We start from the raw sequence: 19,927 nt of genomic DNA, 5'->3' as shown, positions 1-19,927 counted from the left end.
AAAATGGCTAAGGGGCAATCTTTACAAGACCCGTTCTTAAATGCATTACGTCGCGAGCGTATCCCAGTATCAATCTATCTCGTGAATGGCATTAAACTACAAGGTCAAATTGAGTCATTTGATCAATTTGTGATCCTATTGAAGAACACGGTAAACCAAATGGTTTATAAGCATGCGATATCAACGGTTGTTCCGGCTCGCGCGGTAAGCCACCATGCACCAGAACGCCCACAAGGTGAGCGTACGGAACGCCCTCAACAAGAGAATTCTGAAGATTAATATTTATTTAATTTTGAACAATCAACAACAACTAAGGAGCGGGCTGCTTGTTTGACCGTTATGAAGCCGGTGAGCAGGCTGTACTTGTTCATATCAACTTCACACAAGAAGGTGAGTGGGAAGATCTCAGTGAATTTGAAATGCTGGTATCTTCCGCTGGCGTCACATCGCTACAAGTTGTAACAGGTAGCCGCCAATCTCCGCACACGAAATACTATGTCGGAACCGGTAAAGCACAAGAAATCGCAGATACTGTTAAAGCTGTCGGGGCAGAAATTGTCATTTTCAATCATGCCTTAAGCCCAGCACAAGAGAGAAACTTGGAGTATTTGTGCCAATGTCGAGTGCTCGACCGTACCGGGTTAATTCTTGATATTTTTGCCCAACGAGCACGGACTCACGAAGGTAAGCTGCAAGTTGAGTTAGCGCAGTTACGCCATCTTTCTACTCGTTTGATTCGTGGTTGGACTCACTTGGAGCGCCAAAAAGGTGGTATTGGTTTAAGAGGGCCGGGTGAAACTCAGCTTGAGACCGATAGACGTCTTTTACGTGAACGTATTAAGGCCATTTTGCGCCGTTTGGCAAAAGTGGCAAAACAACGTGAACAGGGGCGTAAAGCCCGTCAACGTGCTGAGATCCCAACGATTTCTTTAGTCGGTTATACCAATGCGGGTAAATCCACATTATTTAACTGTATTACTGAAGCCGGAGTGTATGCCGCTGACCAATTATTTGCGACTCTTGATCCAACACTACGAAAAATAGAGTTAGAGGATGTGGGGGGCGCAATTTTAGCCGACACCGTTGGTTTTATCCGCCATCTTCCTCATGATCTCGTCGCCGCATTTAAAGCCACATTGCAAGAAACACAAGAAGCAGACATTTTGTTACATGTTGTGGATGCAAGTGATGACCGTTTTCGTGAGAATATCCATGCGGTAAATGAAGTTCTTGAAGAGATCGACGCTCATGAAGTTCCGTCACTATTAGTGATGAACAAAATTGATAGCATGGACGGTCAGAAGCCAAGAATTGAACGAGATGATGAAGGTAATCCTCGTACTGTCTGGGTTTCGGCGATGGAAGGGCAAGGCATTGATTTGCTATTTACTGCGCTGACTGAGCGATTAGCAAGTCAAATTGTTCAATACCAGCTGTGTATTCCTCCCATGCATCAAGGGCGAATTCGCAGTTTATTCTTCCAATTGAATGCAATTCAAGCGGAAGACTATGATGAACAAGGCAATTTGCTGATTGATATTCGAATGCAACAAGTTGATTGGTTAAGATTAGCGAAAAGAGAAGGGGCAGTAATGAGTGACTTTATCGTCACAGACATCACTGCTACAGTATGATATCAATCATGATGATACAGATTGGTATAACGTCATATCTATACGATGGAGCTTTCTAATGGCGTGGAATGAGCCTGGAAATAATAACGACAATAACGGCCGCGATAATGACCCTTGGGGTAAGAATAATAATCGTGGTGGTCGTGAACAAGGTCCACCTGATTTAGATGAGGTTTTTAATAAACTGAGTCAAAAGCTAGGTGGAAAGTTTGGTAAAAAAGGCGGCAAAGGTCCTTCTTTTAGTGGTGGCAGTGCAATGGGCTTCGGTGCGATTGCGATTATTGCTATCCTAATTTGGGTGTTCTCTGGTTTCTACACTATCGGTGAAGCCGAGCGCGGTGTGGTTTTACGCTTAGGTAAATATGAACGCATTGTGGATCCTGGTCTAAACTGGCGTCCTCGCTTTATCGATGAAGTGACCCCAGTAAACGTACAAGCGATTCGCTCTTTACGTGCATCTGGTTTGATGCTGACGAAAGATGAGAATGTTGTAACGGTTGAAATGGGCGTGCAATATCGTGTATCTGACCCGTATAAATATTTATACCGTGTAACCAATGCGGATGACAGTTTACGTCAAGCGACGGATTCTGCATTACGTGCCGTGATTGGTGATTCATTAATGGACAGTATTTTGACTAGTGGCCGCCAGGCAATTCGTCAAGAAACCGAAAAAACCTTGAATCAAATCATTGATAAATACGATATGGGCTTAACGGTTATTGATGTTAACTTCCAATCGTCACGTCCACCTGAGCAAGTAAAAGATGCATTTGATGATGCGATTGCAGCACGAGAAGATGAAGAGCGTTTCATTCGTGAAGCTGAAGCATATAAAAATGAAATTTTACCGAAAGCAACGGGTCGAGCAGAACGCTTGAAGAAAGAAGCACAAGGTTATACCGAGCGCACAGTGAATGAAGCATTAGGTCAAGTTGCTCAGTTTGAAAAACTGCTACCTGAATATAATGCAGCACCAAAAGTGACTCGTGACCGTTTGTATCTCGATTCAATGGAGAAGATTTATTCTCATAGCTCTAAAGTGCTGATTGATTCTGACTCATCAGGCAATATGTTATATCTGCCAATTGATAAGTTAATTTCTGAATCACAAAAGAATAGTGCGACAAATCGTGCGAAAGATAAATCGCAACCAACTTACGATGGTATTCAGTTGGATCAGAAAAATAGCAGTGAATCTCAAGATTCAGGTACGAACTCAACATCTGCACGTCAAGGGAGATTCTAAGCATGCGTAAGTTAATTATCCCTTTAGTCGCCATTTTAATTGTGGTGACGTTAATGTCTGTATTTGTTATTCCTGAAGGTGAGCGTGGCATCGTGATCCGCTTTGGTCGAGTGCTTAAAGACACCAATGATGTCTCTAAGATTTATCCACCGGGTCTACATGTTAAAATGCCTTTCTTTGATAGCGTAAAAACATTAGATGCACGTATCCAAACTATGGATGGACGCTCTGACCGCTTTGTGACCTCAGAGAAAAAAGACGTTATTATTGATACTTATGTGAAATGGAAGATCAGTGATTTTGGTCAGTACTACCTCGCAACTGGTGGTGGTAATACCCTTACTGCTGAAACGCTATTAGAGCGTAAAGTGACAGACGTGTTGCGTTCTGAGATCGGTTCTCGTGAAATCAAACAAATTGTTTCTGGTCCTAGCAGCGATATTGTTGCCGTTGATTCTATCGACGATAACGAAGTATTGCCGGAGTCTGCGAAAGAAGCACTTGAGATTGATGGTGAGCGTGATCAAATCATGCAAGATGTATTGGAAGATACACGTGGCAGTGCAATGAAAGATCTCGGGGTAGAAGTCGTTGACTTCAGAATGAAGAAAATCAACTTACCAGATGAGATCAGTGAATCTATCTATCGTCGTATGCGTGCTGAACGTGAATCGGTTGCTCGTAAGCACCGTTCTCAAGGTCGTGAGAAAGCTGAAATTATTCGAGCTCAAGCTGAATTAGAAGTGGCTAAGATTCTCGCTGAGGCAGATAAAACCGCTCGTGTTACGCGTGGTGAAGCGGATGCTCAAGCGGCGTCTATTTACTCAAAGGCTTATACGCAAGCACCAGAGTTTTATAGTTTCTTACGTTCACTTAAAGCGTATGAAAAATCATTTAGTAATAAGAGTGATTTGTTAGTACTTGATCCTAAAAGTGATTTCTTTAAGTACATGAACGATAGTAATGGCCGAAAGTAGACTAATAATTTCTACTGACCGTTAACTTAATATTCGAAAGGCCCTCTTTGGGCCTTTCTTGTTTCTGCTATGACATGATTAAGGGGAGTGGTATGAATGCATTTATTATTGCCATTGGTTTATTGTTGATTTTTGAAGGCATAGGGCCAGCACTTTTTCCTAAGGCATGGAGAAAGATGGTTAGTCAAATGGCTCAACAACCAGATAAGCAGCTAAAGCAGATCGGCACTGTGTTAATTGTTGTCGGGGCTATGTTGGTATTATTGATGGTTAATTGATGAGTAAATAGAAAGCAATGCATAACCATAATTGCTTGTCAGATAATGGGATTTTTCTCGAAAAAGTTATTTGCATAAAAATTCAGCTAAAAAATGACTGCAAGAAGGTATGAGGCTGTGCTAGAATCCTTTTTTAACTAGCAAGCAGACTTGGAAAGATGGGAAATAATGTAGTCGTTCTGGGCACCCAATGGGGTGACGAAGGTAAAGGTAAAATAGTTGACCTTTTAACTGAAGATGCAAAATATGTGGTTCGCTATCAAGGCGGTCACAATGCAGGTCACACTCTAGTCATTGATGGTGAAAAAACCGTTCTTCACTTAATTCCATCAGGTATTCTACGCGAAAATGTGAAATGCATTATCGGTAATGGCGTAGTTCTTTCACCTGACGCTTTATTAAAAGAAATGAAACCGCTTGAAGAGCGTGGCATTCCAGTGCGTGAACGCCTACACATTTCTGAAGCTTGTCCTCTAATTCTTCCTTATCATATTGCTTTAGACCAAGCTCGTGAATTAGCGCGCGGTAAAAAAGCGATTGGTACAACGGGTCGCGGTATCGGTCCCGCTTACGAAGATAAAGTTTCTCGTCGTGGTTTACGTGTTGGCGATCTATTCGACATGGAATCATTCGCGCAAAAACTAAAAGAAGTGATGGAATATCATAACTTCCAACTGGTGAACTACTACAAAGTAGAAGAAGTGAACTACGAAGAAGTACTTGAGCAAGTGAAAGGTTATGCACAACTGCTGACTTCACTTGTGATTGATGTGACCGATGAGCTTGATGCTGCGCGTAAGCGTGGTGATAAAATCATGTTTGAAGGTGCTCAAGGTACATTGCTTGATATCGACCATGGCACTTACCCTTATGTAACTTCTTCAAATACCACTGCTGGTGGTGTTGCTGCCGGTTCTGGTTTTGGTCCTCGTCACCTAGGTTACATTTTAGGTATCGCTAAAGCTTACTGTACTCGTGTAGGTTCAGGTCCATTCCCGACTGAGTTATACGATGGATTAGACAAACAAGATCCAGTTGGTAAGCACTTAGGTACGGTTGGTCATGAGTTCGGTGCCACAACGGGTCGTCTACGTCGTACTGGTTGGTTTGATGCTGTTGCGATGCGTCGCGCAATTCAAATAAACTCATTATCTGGTTTCTGCCTAACTAAGCTTGATGTACTTGATGGCTTAGAAGAAATTAAAATCTGTACAAGCTACAAGATGGATGACGGTTCTATCGTAGAAGTGTCTCCAATGTCAGCTGATGATTTTGAAAGAGCGACACCTGTTTATGAAACGATGCCAGGTTGGACTGAAAATACCTTCGGTGCTAAATCTATCGATGCGCTTCCACAAGCGGCTCTAGATTACATCAAACGTATTGAAGAGCTAACAGGTGTACCCGTTGATATTATTTCAACTGGTCCAGATCGTAACGAAACCATCATTAAGGTTCATCCGTTTAACGCTTAATAAGCCGTTAAATTGGTTACGAATAAATTGATAGTTCAAAAAAGCCGACATGATTGTCGGCTTTTTTATTATCATTATAAATCAATCACAGAACTTTATGAGGGCCAAAGCATTCGTAGTGAATGTTCTCTTCCGGCGTTTGTAGAGCGATTAATTGTTTTGCAATAGATTGCATAAATTCGATTGGTCCACATAGATAGAATTCAGTTTCTAGCCAATTAATGCTGTCATTGCATTGAGAGAGAGCCATCAATCCTTGTTCTTCTTTGTACCAAACTTGCTGAGTCAGATTATCTTGCTGTTGAACGCAATTTAATAAATGTTCTTTAAATGCATGACGTTCATTGTTGTCTGTTGCGTGTAGCCAATGGATACTTGCAGTGTGCGTATGTTTGATACTTTCTAGAATGGAAAGCATCGGGGTTAAACCAACGCCTGCTGAAATAAGCGCTACCGGCTTATTTGCTTCCGTTGCAAAGAAAAAGTCACCAGCTGGAGGGGCTAATTCAATGCAGTCTCCAATTTGGACTTCCTCGTGTAGGTAATTTGACGCCACGCCATTGTCTTCTCGTTTTACCGAAATACGGTATGTTTGTCCGTTAGGTGCATCTGATAGGCTATATTGACGAATTTCTTGATTATCAAGTTTGTCTGAATTTAAGTAGATACCAATGTATTGGCCTGGTTTGTACCCTACGACTGGTTGTCCATCGACAGGTTCGAATACGAAACTGGTAATGACATTACTTTCTTCTTTTTTATCAATTACTTTAAACTCGCGAGTGCCACGCCAACCGCCGATTTCTTGTTCGGTTTGTTGATAAATTTCTTCTTCACGATTGATGAATATTGTGGCCAGTAACCCATAGGCCTCCGCCCAAGCATCGAGTACTTCTTGTCCAGGGTTCATTAACTCATCGATAGTAGCAAGTAAGTGAGTGCCAACGATGTCATATTGCTTCGCTGTGATGTTAAAGCTGGTATGTTTTTGGGCAATTTTTTCAACCACAGGTAATAAAACTTCGATGTTATCTATATTGGCCGCATAACCATAAACGGCATTGAATAAAGCTTCACGTTGGCGACCAGTGTCTTGGTGCGTTAAATTGAATACATCTTTTAATTCGGGATGATGCTTGAACATTCGATCATAAAAGTAAGCTGTCATTGATGGTCCAGCTTCTGCGATGAGTGGGGCGGTAGACTTAACGATATCGATGGTTGATTGACTTAACATATTCATCACTCTTTAAAGTTGCATTTTAAATGTATGTTTATTTTTATCTAAACATATCTTTCAGTCAACCGAATAATTATAATAATGAAATTAGAGATCAGGAGTGACTATGCAATTAACCGCTTTTACTGACTATGGAATCAGATCATTACTTTTTCTCGCAACGCTACCAAGTGGTGAGCGTTCGAATATCCAAATGGTGAGCGATCGATTTTCTATACCGAAAAATCATCTGATTAAGATTATTAATAAATTGGCTCAGTTAGGTTACGTCCAGGCAACCCGAGGTAAGCATGGTGGTATTTGTTTAGGTAAACCCGCAGAGCTAATTACTGTTGGTCAGGTCGTAAGAGATTTAGAGCCATTACAGTTGATTGATTGCTCTGAAAGCGCGTGCCATATTACCTCTGCTTGTCGGTTGAAAGTGCAGTTAGCTAAGGCGAAAGAGGCATTTTTACAGCAGCTTGATCAATGCACTCTCGCTGATTTACTTGATAACAATGATGAGCTTTTATTACTTCTTACCCCCGTGTAACACACGCTTGTCATCTTTATCTGCTTTAATAATAAGAAGATATTCAAACGATTTCTGTAGGTTACCGCCTCACTCAGATATACTAATCATTACACTTTGCGCACATAAGCAGGTTTGTCATGTCCGAACGCACTCATATTGATCCTTTCGCAGATCGTGAATCCGAAAAATACGAAAATCCAATACCGAGTCGAGAGTTTATTCTCGAATTTTTAAAGCAAGCTAATATTCCAATGAATCGTAATGATTTGTTTGAAGCTCTGAACTTAAAAGGTGAGGATGAATATGAAGGTTTGCGCCGTCGCTTGAGAGCGATGGAACGAGATGGTGAGCTGATCTTTACTCGTCGTCAGTGCTATGCCTTACCGGAAAAAATCGACTTAATTAAAGGTACGGTTATCGGGCACCGTGATGGTTTTGGTTGGGTTCGTCCTGAAGGTAGTGTTGGTAAAGATAATGATGTGCTTCTTCCTCATCATCAAATGCGGACCGTTATCCATGGGGATTACGTTCTTGTGCAGCCTAATGGTGAAGATAAACGTGGTCGTAAAGAAGGGCGTCTAGTTCGGATCCTTGAGGCACGTAAAACCAACTTAGTTGGCCGTTTCTTTTTAGAAGATGGCCATGCTTTTGTTGTCCCTGATGATTCTCGTATTAGCCAAGATATTTTAATTCCAGATGAGTTCCGCGAAGGTGCTCGCATGGGGAATGTAGTGGTGGTTGAGCTAACGGCTCGAGCAACACGTTCTCGCGGTATGATGGGGAAAATAGTTGAAGTACTGGGTGAGAACATGGCGCCGGGTATGGAAATTCAAATCGCTATCCATACTCACCAAATTCCAGACCAATGGCCAGTAGCCGTTGAAAAACAAGTTGAACACCTTGGCGAAGAAGTTCCTGAAGAGGCTAAAGAAGGCCGCGTTGATCTACGTGATTTACCGTTAGTGACGATTGATGGTGAAGATGCACGAGACTTTGATGATGCAGTTTACTGTCGAGCAGAACCTGGCGGCGGCTGGCGTTTATGGGTAGCGATTGCCGATGTAAGTTATTATGTTCGCCCCAATACCGCTCTAGATAAAGAAGCAATTAACCGTGGTAACTCGGTGTACTTCCCATCTCAAGTTGTCCCTATGCTACCGGAAGTGTTGTCGAACGGATTATGCTCGTTGAACCCACAAGTTGACCGTCTATGTATGGTATGTGAAATGACCATATCATCATCAGGAAAGCTATCCGGATATAAGCATTATGAAGCAGTCATGAATTCTCATGCTCGTCTTACTTACAATAAAGTTTCGGATATTTTGGAAGGTAATGAAGAGCTTCGTGCTCGCTATCATGCTCTAGTGCCTGATTTGGAAGAGCTGCACAAAATGTATGGCGTGTTGAAAGTCGCGCGTGAAAAGCGTGGTGCTATTGAGTTTGAAAGCACGGAAACGAAATTTATTTTTAATGAATTGCGTAAAATTGATCGTATTGAACCTGTAGTTCGTAACGATGCGCATAAAATCATTGAAGAATGTATGATCTTAGCCAATATCGCCTCAGCTTCTTTTGTTGAAAAAGCCAAAGAACCTGCGTTATATCGTGTGCATGATACGCCAGGAGAAGAGCGCTTAACTGGTTTTAGAAGTTTTCTTGGAGAGCTAGGCTTAAGTCTAACCGGTGGGCTTGAGCCAACCCCTACCGATTATGCAGAATTGATCAAGTCTATTGGTGAACGTCCAGACAAAGAGCTGATTCAAACCATGCTATTACGTTCGATGAAACAAGCGGTTTATAATGCGGAAAATGCAGGCCACTTTGGTTTAGCACTCCAGCGTTATGCTCACTTCACTTCGCCTATTCGTCGTTATCCTGATTTATTACTGCATCGTGCGATTAAGTATTTAATTGCCAAAAATGAAGGGATAAATACGGATCGTTGGACACCGACTGGCGGTTATCACTACAGCTTTGATGATATGAATTTTTACGGTGAGCAATGTTCGATGACCGAGCGTCGTGCGGATGATGCTACTCGTGATGTGTCTGATTGGTTAAAATGTGAATACATGCAAGATCATGTCGGCGAAGAGCTTGATGGTGTCATTGCTAATGTCACGGGTTTTGGTTTCTTTGTTCGATTGAGCGATCTGCATATTGATGGTCTAGTGCATATTTCGTCACTGGCGAATGATTACTATCAGTTTGATCCATTAGGCCAACGTTTAATCGGTGAAAGCTCTGGTTTGATTTATCGCTTAGGTGATTCCGTTAAAGTGAAAGTATTGTCCGTTAATTTAGATGATCGTCAAATTGATTTCGAAATTGTCGGAACGGAACGCCAACCGAGAGGTAAGGGCAAAACAGCGAAAAAGCGTGCGGTGAATGCCGATAAAAAGGCTTTAACTCAGAAAAAACAAGCGGTCAAAGCCAATAAGCCAGGTCAGAAAGCGAAACCTTTAGTGGAGCCAACTAAGCGACCGGATGAACGTTCTGATAAACCGAAAAAGAAAAAAGCTCGTAAGCCTAAAGGGGCGTCAGCGGGCAAACCTGGGACAAAACCTAAGCGCAGTAAGCCATCAGCTTCTAAACGCGCTAAAATGAAGCAAAGTTCTTAAGTTTTGGCTGCTCTCTCATCAGATTTACTCGGGAGCAGCATTCATAATAATGGGTGACGGCACCCTCAAGGTAGACAATGAGTAACGAATTTATTTTTGGCATCCATGCCATTAACGCTGTGTTAGAGAAAGATCCCGCTCGCTTAGTGGAAGCATTTGTTCTTAAAGGGCGTGAAGATGACCGACTAATGCCAGTGATTAACCAACTACAGAAGTTTGGTGTATCAGTGCAACAAATGGGGCGTAAAGCATTAGATGACAAAGCACAAGGCGCAAACCATCAAGGTATCATCGCTAAAGTTAAGCCGGCTAAACAGCTAAATGAACATCATTTAGATGACATTATTTCTGCTTGCCAAGCGAAAGGTGAGCAGCCTTTATTATTGGTTTTAGATGGTGTTACTGACCCTCATAACCTTGGTGCTTGTTTACGTAACGCTGATGCAGCTGGTGTTGCTGCAGTGATTGTACCGAAAGATAAATCAGCGCCTTTGACTGGTACGGTGAGTAAAGTGGCATGTGGTGCGGCGGAGACGGTACCATTTGTTCGAGTGACGAACCTTGCTCGTACTATGAGAGCGCTGCAAGAACAAGGTATTTGGTTTGTAGGTACTGCAGGCGAAGCAACGCACGATATTTACCAAGCAAAATTGACGGGGCCTCTAGCCATTGTCATGGGCGCAGAAGGTGACGGTATGCGTCGTCTCACTCGTGAAACTTGTGATGATTTAATCAAGATCCCAATGGCGGGAAGTGTTTCAAGTTTGAATGTCTCGGTGGCGACTGGGGTGTGTTTATTTGAAGCGGTTCGTCAGCGTTTAGGTTAAAGCTAGAGCCGAGATGCGGGGACGCTCTTCCCCGCAACTCGAAGCGCAGCGCACTCGGCTCTCGCACCCTAACTTTCAGCTTTTTCGAGTTACGAGCACCCGAGAAACGAAGCCCTTTTTCTTTTTCATCTTTCTCTTGCCTATTCTGACTACGTCTTATACAATTCGCCGTCCTGAAATCTCGGTCTTAATTTATTTTCGTTCCTTGCTTCCTCCGGATGGCCGAGCCCATGTGGAAGCTCATAATCCGTAAGGAGCAACCTATGCGTCATTACGAAATCGTATTCATGGTGCACCCTGATCAAAGCGAGCAAGTTGCTGGCATGATCGAGCGTTACACTAACACTATCACTGAAGCTGGCGGTACTATCCACCGTTTAGAAGATTGGGGCCGTCGTCAAATGGCTTACCCAATCAACAAACTGCACAAAGCACACTACGTTCTTATGAACGTTGAAGCTGAGCAAGCTGTAATTGATGAGTTAGAAACTGCTTTCCGTTTTAACGATGCAGTTCTACGTAACATGATCATGCGCACTAAATCTGCAGTGACTGAGCAATCTATCATGATGAAAGCACGCGAAGAGCGCGCACCTCGTCGTGAAGAGCGTTCTGAAGCTAAGTCAGAAGAAGCAGCAGCTGAGTAATCATTGATGACCAATCGATTGGAGTTAAGCGGCACTGTCGTTAAAGCTCCGGTTAGAAGCCTAAGTCCTGCCGGCATCGCTCATTGCCATTTTAGTATTGAGCACCGTTCGACAGTACAAGAAGCGAATTTACCGAGACAAGTTTATTGTCGTATGCAGGTAGTCGTGAGTGGGCAAGGGTCACAAGAATTAACTCAACATTTAGTTTTAGGTAGTCACATCAAGGTAAGTGGTTTTGTCGCTTATCACACCGGCCGTAATGGTTTGGGGAAATTGGTGTTACATGCCGACAACATTACTCAAATTTAAGATCAGGAGATAGCCCATGGCTCGTTTCTTCCGTCGTCGTAAATTCTGCCGTTTCACTGCAGAAGGCGTACAAGAGATTGATTACAAAGACGTAGCAACTCTTAAAAACTACATCACTGAAGCTGGTAAAATTGTACCTAGCCGTATCACTGGCACAAGTGCTAAATATCAGCGTCAACTAGCTCGCGCTATCAAGCGTTCTCGTTACCTAGCACTTCTTCCATATACTGACAAACATCAGTAATTGGCAGCAGTTTAATTAAGTTTAAGAGGACTAAGATAATGCAAGTTATTCTACTTGATAAAATCGGTAACCTAGGCAACCTTGGCGACCAAGTTAACGTTAAATCTGGTTACGCTCGTAACTTCCTTATCCCACAGGGTAAAGCAGTTATGGCTACTAAAGCTAACGTTGAAGTTTTCGAAGCACGTCGCGCTGAATTAGAAGCTAAAGTTGCTGAGCAACTAGCTGCTGCTCAAGCTCGCGCTGAGAAAGTTAACGCACTAGAAGCAGTTGTTATCGCTTCTAAAGCGGGTGACGAAGGTAAACTATTTGGTTCTATCGGTACTCGTGATATCGCTGATGCAATTACTGCAGCAGGCGTTGAAGTTGCTAAGAGCGAAGTTCGCCTTCCTGAAGGTGCACTACGTAACACTGGTGAGTTTGAAATCAGCATCCAACTTCATTCTGAAGTGTTCGCTGAAGTTAAACTTGAAGTGGTTGCTGCTGGCTAATTGTCAGTATCAAAAGCACAATAAAAAAACCGACCTAGTGTCGGTTTTTTTATATCTTGAAAATGCGTTTATTCTGTCCGAGTAATAATTGATGAGGGACCGTAAAGTAATGTGGCTAAGTTTGTTTTAAGGAGCTATCTAAAGTAGACCCACTCAATGTGGTATAGCCCTTAATCGGAAAATGTCAGAATTTGCTTTGTACTTATCCCTTGGAATCACCATAAAGGATGCCTGTTTATTTAGGTGCATACAGAATATTGATGGTTAATATGGTATCTGTTTTCTCTAAGTTATTGGGTACACGACTAAGGTGTTCGATATTTTGTGAGATCTTTAAAGCAATATCTTCGGTGATATAGTTGATAATACTAATTTCCGTATTGAAACGGGTATTACTCGAACCACTTACCATCGTTCCATCAAATTTGAAAGACGTGTTATCGAGCGGCTTCCAATTCGCCGTTAAGCTTGCTCGAATAATAGGTTCAGCGACATTGTCTGGAAAAATAGGATCGTCATCATCTATCTCATCGGTATTTGGTTCTTGGTAGCGATAACCCGGGCCAAGTTCAGTTTCTATTTTTAGTGTTTCAGTATTGGTGAGCTGGTAACCCAGACCGCTTGAAACTGTGTAATCGTGAAAATAGGAACTGTACTTTGAATCGATGCCTTTAAAGTTGCCATAAATATAGAATCTAGGACTGATTTTATAGTCACTTTGTAATTGGTAAGTTTGATCGCGTTCATCTTCTTTTCCATCTTCATTTTTCATGTAGATTTTGATTGAACCGCTATTACGCAAACGACCAGAGATGTGAGACAAGGCTAAGCGGGCATTGAGAGAGCGTTCATCTTCGTTACCTTGCTCAGAGCGATAACCAAACTCTATTTCAGGCAACCAGGTTGCACTACCAACTGAGCTCTCCGTGCTTTTGGTTTGTGCCGTTTTACTTTTTACTGCGGTTTTTCCGCTGTCTTTCGTATCCGAATCTTTTTTTTCATCGTCAGCACTGCTGTCATCTTCATTGAGAAGCTCGGCAATTAACTCTTCGTCGATACCGTCATCGGACGCGGCGTTATCTTTGTTTTCAGATGGTGTAGTGACAATATCTTCATTGTTAGATGACGAGGTAGGGGTATCATGTTGCTCGGTCGTCGATGGCGGCTCTTCAGGGGGAGGAGGAGTCGGTTCGAATGTGAGTCCTTGCTCTGTCGAATCGGTATCCGAATTCGCCTGCTGATCAGATTCAGAAGGGGTTGATGTCGTTTGAGTATCATCCTTGGGTACCGTTAGCGAACTATTGGCCGTCGAGCTACTTTCCACTGAGCGACTGGTTATTGAGTCTTCACTATAAGCTTGGCTGCTTATGATTAAATACAATAGCGGTAGTAATCGATTTTGCACTAAGAGCCATACCTCAATAAAATAACAGCGGACGATAATAAAGGATGTCTGCATTTTGCCGTCATCATAACGTTAAATTTTTTTTTATACGATAGTGTGATTACAAATCCACACACTCAGTTATAATAGTTGACTTAATTTTTCAAGTAAGTGGTCCCATGGCAGAAAATAAACCTCGAAAAATCGTAGACGCTCAAGTCGATGCCCTCAAAGTACCTCCTCACTCACTTGAGGCAGAGCAATCTGTTCTAGGTGGACTTTTACTCGATAACGAACGTTGGGATTCGATCTCAGGTAAAGTGGTGGATAAGGATTTCTATAGTCGACCACATCGCCTTATTTTTGCCGCTATTAAAGTCATTTTAGAGAATAACCAACCGCTGGATCTTATCACCTTATCAGAGCATCTCGAACAACGAGAAGAGTTAGAATCTGTCGGTGGCTTCGCTTATCTTGCCGATCTTGCCAAAAATACCCCAAGTGCTGCCAATATTAACGCTTATGCGGATATTGTCTGTGAGCGAGCGTTAGTTCGTAACCTTATTGGTATTGCCAATGAAATCGCCGATGCTGGTTATGATCCGCAAGGGCGTAGCTCGGCTGACTTACTTGACATGGCCGAAAGTAAAGTCTTTGCCATTGCTGAAGAGCGAACCACGGAAAGCGAAGGTCCTCAAAGCGTCGATAATATTTTAGAAAAAACCTTAGAGCGTATCGAAGAGCTATATAAATCTCCTCAAGATGGCGTGACTGGGGTTTCAACTGGTTTTAATGATCTCAATAAGAAAACCGCGGGTCTGCAAGGCTCGGATTTAATTATTGTGGCCGCTCGTCCTTCGATGGGTAAAACGACCTTTGCGATGAACTTATGTGAAAATGCGGCGATGGATCAAGATAAGCCAGTTCTCATATTTTCACTAGAGATGCCCGCTGAACAATTGATGATGCGTATGCTTGCGTCATTATCTCGTGTCGATCAAACGAAGATCCGTACAGGCCAATTGGATGATGAAGACTGGGCCCGTATTTCGTCGACCATGGGTATTCTGATGCAGAAGAAGAATATGTATATCGATGATAGTTCAGGTCTAACACCAACCGATTTACGTTCACGCGCGCGTCGAATTGCTCGAGAAACGGGGGGCTTATCAATGATTATGGTTGATTACCTTCAGTTGATGCGCGTACCGGGTTTGCAAGATAACCGTACCTTAGAAATTTCTGAGATTTCGCGCTCGCTAAAAGCACTGGCCAAAGAGTTAAACGTACCCGTTGTGGCACTATCTCAGCTTAACCGTTCTTTGGAGCAACGTGCGGATAAACGTCCAATTAACTCGGATTTACGTGAATCGGGCGCGATAGAGCAGGATGCGGATTTGATTATGTTTATCTATCGAGATGAGGTTTATCATCCAGATAGTGCTCTGAAAGGGATTGCTGAGATCATTATCGGTAAGCAACGTAATGGTCCCATTGGCTCGGTTCGATTAACCTTCCAAGGGCAGTTCTCTCGTTTTGATAATTACGCTGGCCCAGCTTTTGATGACGAATAAAGAAAATTAGTAAGATTGGTTGGCGTAAGCCAGCTACTTTTTCGGTTATACCACCTGCCGTATTTCAAGGACACATATTCATGAAGCCGACTTTGGCCGCGACTGCGAAGATAAATTTAGCGGCATTGCGCCATAACTTTGAGCAAATTAAGCTTAAGGTACCTAATAGCCAAATTACTTCAATTGTTAAAGCCAATGGCTATGGTCATGGTTCGGTTCCTGTTGCTTTAGCGCTTGAATCCTTATCTGATAATTTTGGTGTGGCAAGAATTGAGGAAGCCTTGGAGCTAAGAAGGGCGGGTATTAGCAAACCTATTCTACTGTTGGAAGGCTTTTACGCTGACTCAGATTTGCCTATCTTACAGGCCAATAACCTGCATACGGCACTACATTGTGAAGAGCAATTAATTGCATTAGAGAAAGCAACATTGGCTTCTCCGATCGATGTGTGGCTAAAAATTGATACGGGGATGCACCGACTTGGTGTTCGCCCTGAAGAGCTTGATGTGTTTATTCAACGTTTGCATGCCTGCCCTAATGTGGTAAAACCGCTACGTTTTATTAGTCACTTTGGCTGTGCAGATGAATTAGATAATCCAGTGACCATGCAGCAAATCACACTCTTTACCCAATTAGCAGAAGCAGACTGTGAGCGCTCTATCGCTGCATCGTCAGGAATTTTAGCGTGGCCGGATAGCCATCTTGAGTGGGTGAGACCTGGAATTATCTTGTACGGTATTTCCCCTTTCGAAGATAAAATTGCAACATCGATGAACTTTGAGCCAGTGATGACATTGACCTCTCAGTTAATCGCAGTACGCGATGTGAAGGCGGGCGAGAGTGTTGGTTATGGGGCAACCTGGACGGCTCAAAGTGATACCAAAGTCGGCGTAGTGGCGATGGGATATGGCGATGGTTACCCACGCACGGCTCCGAATGGTACGCCTGTGTTGATCAATGGGCGTCGTGTTCCATTGGCTGGTCGGGTGTCAATGGATATGCTAACCGTTGATTTAGGTAAAGATAGTCAAGACAGCGTTGGAGATGAAGCGGTTTTGTGGGGGAATGGGTTACCCGCAGAAGAAGTGGCTCATCATGTCGGCACCATCGCTTATGAGTTAGTCACTAAGCTCACAGGGCGAGTTGTTATGCTTTATTCTGACGAGTATTAATCGAACGATGAAAAAAATAATGCTATTGATGCAAGGAAATGCACGATCATTATGTAAACTGCTATTTTGTTTTGGCATGGCAAGCTTTTATTCCGTTACTATCCAAGCTGAACCCAATATACACATTTCCCAACCCGAAGAATCAAATTCAGAGACTGTGCACGCAGACGAACCTCACTCCGCTTCTAATGATAAAAAAGATGACTCTTGGTATTCCGATTTTAAAGTGGTTCCATTTGGCTTTATTTCTGATTCGATAGGTAACTCAATTGGTGCTGCGGGTTTATTAAAAGGAGTGGGTCAACCGCAAGCGGCATTGTTGGGTGCGGCATTTGTGTCAGATAAAGGCAGTTACGTGACTTACCTGGGAGGGTATAACTATCAACTGAGCGATCGTTGGTTAGTGGATTCTGATGCCTACCTAGCTCAATTTAATGATTACAATTACTACCTTGGTGAAGCAACTCGCAATCATTCGGATTTTGATGATTATGTTGAAACCGACGGCCGAGAGTCTCGAATTCAAGCAAAATTTCGATATGTTTTACCTCTTGGTTTAGGAAAAGAACAAGCGGCCAAAGCCAGTTACTCCCCTCGCCGTACCATTACTGGCATGACACCTTGGGACAGTGGGGTGACGACGCTCGGTATTGCACCATTTTATAAAACCCGCAAGCTCGATGATATTGATTATGACGAGGCTGATTCAACTTGGGGGGCAACCTTTAGTGTTGATTGGGATAATCGAGACAGTACCCGCAATACCACGCAAGGTTCACACACCATATTCAATTACACTTATGCGCCAGATTTAGGAAATGATGAATCATGGAGTACGTGGGAGTTTCAAAACAGTCAGTACTTTGATATCGGCTCACTAGGCAATTTGTTTAATAAACAAGTTATTGCTTTTGATTTTTATACTGCCGGTACGCCAAGTTGGGAGCAAGGCTCGGATGGTAAACATCGGCCGCCTGAATATGCGGGGGTACGCTTAGGTGGACTATATCGTCAACGTGGTTTTTCGTCAGGTCGATTTACTGGCCGAGCCGCAATTAACTATAGTTTAGAGTATCGTGTGATGCCCGATTGGCAGCCATTGCAAAACTGGCCAGTGTTTGATTGGTATAATGTGCCGTGGTGGCAATGGGTATTATTTACCGATGTTGGTCGAGTAGCGGATGACTATGATCTTGCTGAGCTGCATGAAAATATGCAAGTAAGTTACGGTGGCGCAGTACGTTTTCAAGTTGAAGGTGTCGTGGTTCGCGCTGAAATGGCGTGGGGAGATGAAGAAAGTATGTTCCGTGTGATGGTCAATCAACCGTTCTAATCATGATTTTTATTGATTGGCCTGTTGAAAAGGAATTTGATGATTTCTTTAGAGCGGACTTTTAATTAAACTGACGTAACGCAATATCGATCACATAAATCACTGCGATAATCCTATTAATGGCAGTGAAACTAAAGTACTGAGACAATGCTCAGTCATAAAATTATTGTAAGTTGAGCCTATTTATTCGGCTAAGCTTGTTTTGTATCGGGGCAGGGCAATTAACCATCTCAGTTTTTTGTTCTGAGTAAATCCAATAGACTTATCAGGAATGAGTAATGTTGAAAAATATCAATCCAACCACAACGGCAGCATGGAAAGCGCTGACAGAGCATTTTGAATCAGCACAAGATATGGAGCTGGCCGCTTTATTTGCTCAAGATGCTGACCGTTTCAATCAATTTTCTGCAACATTTGGCTCCGACATTTTAGTCGACTACTCTAAAAACTTGTTGGATACAGAAACGTTCACTCATTTGTTCGCCCTTGCTGAGCAAACCGAACTTAAAGCCGCCATTCAAGCTATGTTTGCTGGTGATAAGATCAACCAAACCGAAGGCCGTGCAGTATTACACACGGCGTTACGTAACCGTAGCAATACACCTGTTTTGGTCGATGGTGAAGATGTGATGCCTGGCGTGAATGCGGTATTGGCTAAGATGGAAAGCTTCACTAACCGTATCGTATCGGGTGAGTGGAAAGGTTATACCGGTAAAGAAATCACCGATGTGGTTAACATTGGTATTGGCGGCTCTGACCTTGGCCCTTACATGGTGTCTGAAGCATTAGCGGCTTATAAAACGCGTTTAAATATGCACTTTGTGTCTAACGTTGATGGTACTCATATTGCTGAAACACTAAAGAATTTAAACCCAGAAACGACGTTATTCTTAGTGGCATCAAAAACCTTTACGACGCAAGAAACGATGACTAACGCACACAGTGCTCGTGATTGGTTCCTAGCGACTGCGCAAGATTCTGCTCACGTTGCTAAGCACTTTGCGGCACTTTCTACGAATGCTAAATCAGTCTCTGAGTTTGGTATTGATACTGATAACATGTTTGAATTCTGGGATTGGGTTGGCGGCCGCTACTCTTTATGGTCTGCAATCGGTCTGTCTATTTGTCTTGCCGTTGGTTTTGATAACTTTATTGAGTTATTGGAAGGGGCGCATGAAATGGACAATCATTTTGCTAATACAGAATTTGAAAATAACATTCCTGTAATTTTGGCATTGATTGGTATTTGGTATAACAATTTCCATGGTGCGGAATCAGAAGCTATCTTACCTTACGATCAATATTTACATCGCTTTGCTGCTTACTTCCAACAAGGGAATATGGAGTCAAATGGTAAATACGTCGATCGTAATGGCGACGCTGTTGATTACCAAACTGGCCCAATCATTTGGGGTGAGCCTGGTACTAACGGTCAACATGCTTTCTACCAATTGATCCACCAAGGTACCAAGTTGATCCCTTGTGATTTCATCGCACCGGCGATCAGTCATAACCAAGTGGGCGATCATCATCAGAAATTGATGTCGAACTTCTTTGCTCAGACAGAAGCTCTTGCGTTTGGTAAGTCGAAAGCTCAAGTGGAAGCAGAGTTTGCAGCAGCAGGTAAAACACCTGAAGAAGTGAAAGATTTAGTGAACTTTAAAGTGTTTGAAGGTAATCGCCCTACCAACTCTATTTTGGTGAAACAAATTACGCCGAAAACATTAGGTAACCTAATTGCCATGTATGAGCATAAGATTTTTGTTCAAGGGGTGATTTGGAATATCTTTAGTTTTGACCAATGGGGTGTAGAGCTTGGTAAGCAACTGGCTAACCAAATTTTACCAGAGCTAGCGGATAATAACGCGGTTGATTCACATGATAGTTCAACCAATGGTTTAATTAATGCATTTAAAGCGTTTAAAGCTTAAGTTATTAAGAATCTGATATAAAAA

At 42.7% G+C, this 19,927-nt stretch carries 19 protein-coding genes; 17 read left to right on the top strand and 2 right to left on the bottom strand.

The features are described from left to right. Positions 1 to 3: 3 nt before the first annotated feature. From hfq to VRUMOI_RS10855, 6 genes are all read left to right on the top strand, one after another. Positions 4 to 279 carry an RNA chaperone Hfq gene (gene hfq / locus VRUMOI_RS10880; RefSeq protein WP_089139121.1) on the top strand — a complete coding sequence of 92 codons (276 nt, stop codon included), beginning with the start codon at positions 4 to 6 and terminating at the stop codon, positions 277 to 279. 47 nt (positions 280 to 326) lie between these two features. Further along, complete coding sequence (gene hflX, locus VRUMOI_RS10875) at positions 327 to 1,634, top strand: ribosome rescue GTPase HflX (protein ID WP_089139120.1); 1,308 nt, start codon at positions 327 to 329, stop codon at positions 1,632 to 1,634. 58 nt (positions 1,635 to 1,692) lie between these two features. Next, positions 1,693 to 2,883, top strand: a complete 1,191-nt coding sequence (gene hflK / locus VRUMOI_RS10870) for an FtsH protease activity modulator HflK (RefSeq protein WP_089139119.1) — start codon at positions 1,693 to 1,695, stop codon at positions 2,881 to 2,883. A gap of 2 nt (positions 2,884 to 2,885) precedes the next feature. Further along, positions 2,886 to 3,860, top strand: a complete 975-nt coding sequence (gene hflC / locus VRUMOI_RS10865) for a protease modulator HflC (protein WP_089139118.1) — start codon at positions 2,886 to 2,888, stop codon at positions 3,858 to 3,860. Positions 3,861 to 3,952: 92 nt separating this feature from the next. Next, positions 3,953 to 4,138 carry a DUF2065 domain-containing protein gene (locus VRUMOI_RS10860; RefSeq protein ID WP_089139117.1) on the top strand — a complete coding sequence of 62 codons (186 nt, stop codon included), beginning with the start codon at positions 3,953 to 3,955 and terminating at the stop codon, positions 4,136 to 4,138. A gap of 158 nt (positions 4,139 to 4,296) precedes the next feature. Beyond that, entirely contained in the window at positions 4,297 to 5,613 is a 1,317-nt protein-coding gene (locus VRUMOI_RS10855) for an adenylosuccinate synthase (protein WP_089139116.1), read from the top strand. An 85-nt stretch (positions 5,614 to 5,698) separates the two neighbouring features. On the opposite strand, the gene hmpA is transcribed toward VRUMOI_RS10855, so the two are convergent. Then, on the bottom strand, positions 5,699 to 6,850 hold the full coding sequence (gene hmpA, locus VRUMOI_RS10850; RefSeq protein WP_089139115.1) for an NO-inducible flavohemoprotein: 1,152 nt from the start codon (positions 6,848 to 6,850) through the stop codon (positions 5,699 to 5,701). 109 nt (positions 6,851 to 6,959) lie between these two features. Here hmpA and nsrR point away from each other — a divergent pair, with 109 nt between their 5' ends. The 7 genes from nsrR to rplI all read left to right on the top strand — a co-directional run bounded on the left by nsrR (position 6,960) and on the right by rplI (position 12,509). Continuing rightward, positions 6,960 to 7,385: a nitric oxide-sensing transcriptional repressor NsrR gene (nsrR, locus tag VRUMOI_RS10845; RefSeq protein ID WP_089139114.1), complete on the top strand. Its 426-nt coding sequence runs from the start codon at positions 6,960 to 6,962 to the stop codon at positions 7,383 to 7,385. A 119-nt stretch (positions 7,386 to 7,504) separates the two neighbouring features. Then, positions 7,505 to 9,991 (top strand): ribonuclease R, encoded by a 2,487-nt coding sequence (rnr, locus tag VRUMOI_RS10840; RefSeq protein WP_089139113.1) that lies wholly within the window; start codon positions 7,505 to 7,507, stop codon positions 9,989 to 9,991. Between the two features lie 77 nt (positions 9,992 to 10,068). Continuing rightward, a complete protein-coding gene (gene rlmB, locus VRUMOI_RS10835) occupies positions 10,069 to 10,818 on the top strand; it encodes a 23S rRNA (guanosine(2251)-2'-O)-methyltransferase RlmB (RefSeq protein WP_089139112.1) in 750 nt (249 codons plus the stop codon). 263 nt (positions 10,819 to 11,081) lie between these two features. After that, positions 11,082 to 11,465: a 30S ribosomal protein S6 gene (gene rpsF / locus VRUMOI_RS10830; RefSeq protein WP_089139111.1), complete on the top strand. Its 384-nt coding sequence runs from the start codon at positions 11,082 to 11,084 to the stop codon at positions 11,463 to 11,465. Between the two features lie 6 nt (positions 11,466 to 11,471). Next, the gene (gene priB / locus VRUMOI_RS10825) at positions 11,472 to 11,774 is read left to right on the top strand and encodes a primosomal replication protein N (RefSeq protein ID WP_089139110.1); all 303 of its coding nucleotides are present in this window, start codon (positions 11,472 to 11,474) and stop codon (positions 11,772 to 11,774) included. 16 nt (positions 11,775 to 11,790) lie between these two features. Then, entirely contained in the window at positions 11,791 to 12,018 is a 228-nt protein-coding gene (gene rpsR / locus VRUMOI_RS10820) for a 30S ribosomal protein S18 (protein WP_000090472.1), read from the top strand. A gap of 38 nt (positions 12,019 to 12,056) precedes the next feature. Beyond that, positions 12,057 to 12,509, top strand: coding sequence for a 50S ribosomal protein L9 (gene rplI, locus VRUMOI_RS10815; RefSeq protein WP_089139109.1), 453 nt, complete (start codon positions 12,057 to 12,059; stop codon positions 12,507 to 12,509). A gap of 235 nt (positions 12,510 to 12,744) precedes the next feature. Here rplI and VRUMOI_RS10810 read toward each other — a convergent pair whose 3' ends face one another. Next, positions 12,745 to 13,914 (bottom strand): DUF481 domain-containing protein, encoded by a 1,170-nt coding sequence (locus VRUMOI_RS10810; RefSeq protein WP_231897452.1) that lies wholly within the window; start codon positions 13,912 to 13,914, stop codon positions 12,745 to 12,747. 158 nt (positions 13,915 to 14,072) lie between these two features. Here VRUMOI_RS10810 and VRUMOI_RS10805 point away from each other — a divergent pair, with 158 nt between their 5' ends. From VRUMOI_RS10805 to pgi, 4 genes are all read left to right on the top strand, one after another. Beyond that, positions 14,073 to 15,467, top strand: coding sequence for a replicative DNA helicase (locus tag VRUMOI_RS10805; protein WP_089139107.1), 1,395 nt, complete (start codon positions 14,073 to 14,075; stop codon positions 15,465 to 15,467). Between the two features lie 80 nt (positions 15,468 to 15,547). Further along, positions 15,548 to 16,639, top strand: coding sequence for an alanine racemase (gene alr / locus VRUMOI_RS10800; protein ID WP_089139106.1), 1,092 nt, complete (start codon positions 15,548 to 15,550; stop codon positions 16,637 to 16,639). A gap of 7 nt (positions 16,640 to 16,646) precedes the next feature. Then, the gene (locus VRUMOI_RS10795) at positions 16,647 to 17,972 is read left to right on the top strand and encodes a BamA/TamA family outer membrane protein (protein ID WP_231897451.1); all 1,326 of its coding nucleotides are present in this window, start codon (positions 16,647 to 16,649) and stop codon (positions 17,970 to 17,972) included. A gap of 278 nt (positions 17,973 to 18,250) precedes the next feature. Then, positions 18,251 to 19,903, top strand: a complete 1,653-nt coding sequence (gene pgi / locus VRUMOI_RS10790; RefSeq protein ID WP_089139104.1) for a glucose-6-phosphate isomerase — start codon at positions 18,251 to 18,253, stop codon at positions 19,901 to 19,903. Positions 19,904 to 19,927: the final 24 nt, after the last annotated feature.

This window comes from Vibrio rumoiensis (genome assembly GCF_002218045.2).
In the GTDB taxonomy this organism is placed as follows: Bacteria; Pseudomonadota; Gammaproteobacteria; order Enterobacterales; family Vibrionaceae; genus Vibrio; species Vibrio rumoiensis.
The sequence above is the reverse complement of the archived record's forward strand: the minus strand, read 5'-3'. Positions and strand labels throughout refer to the sequence as shown.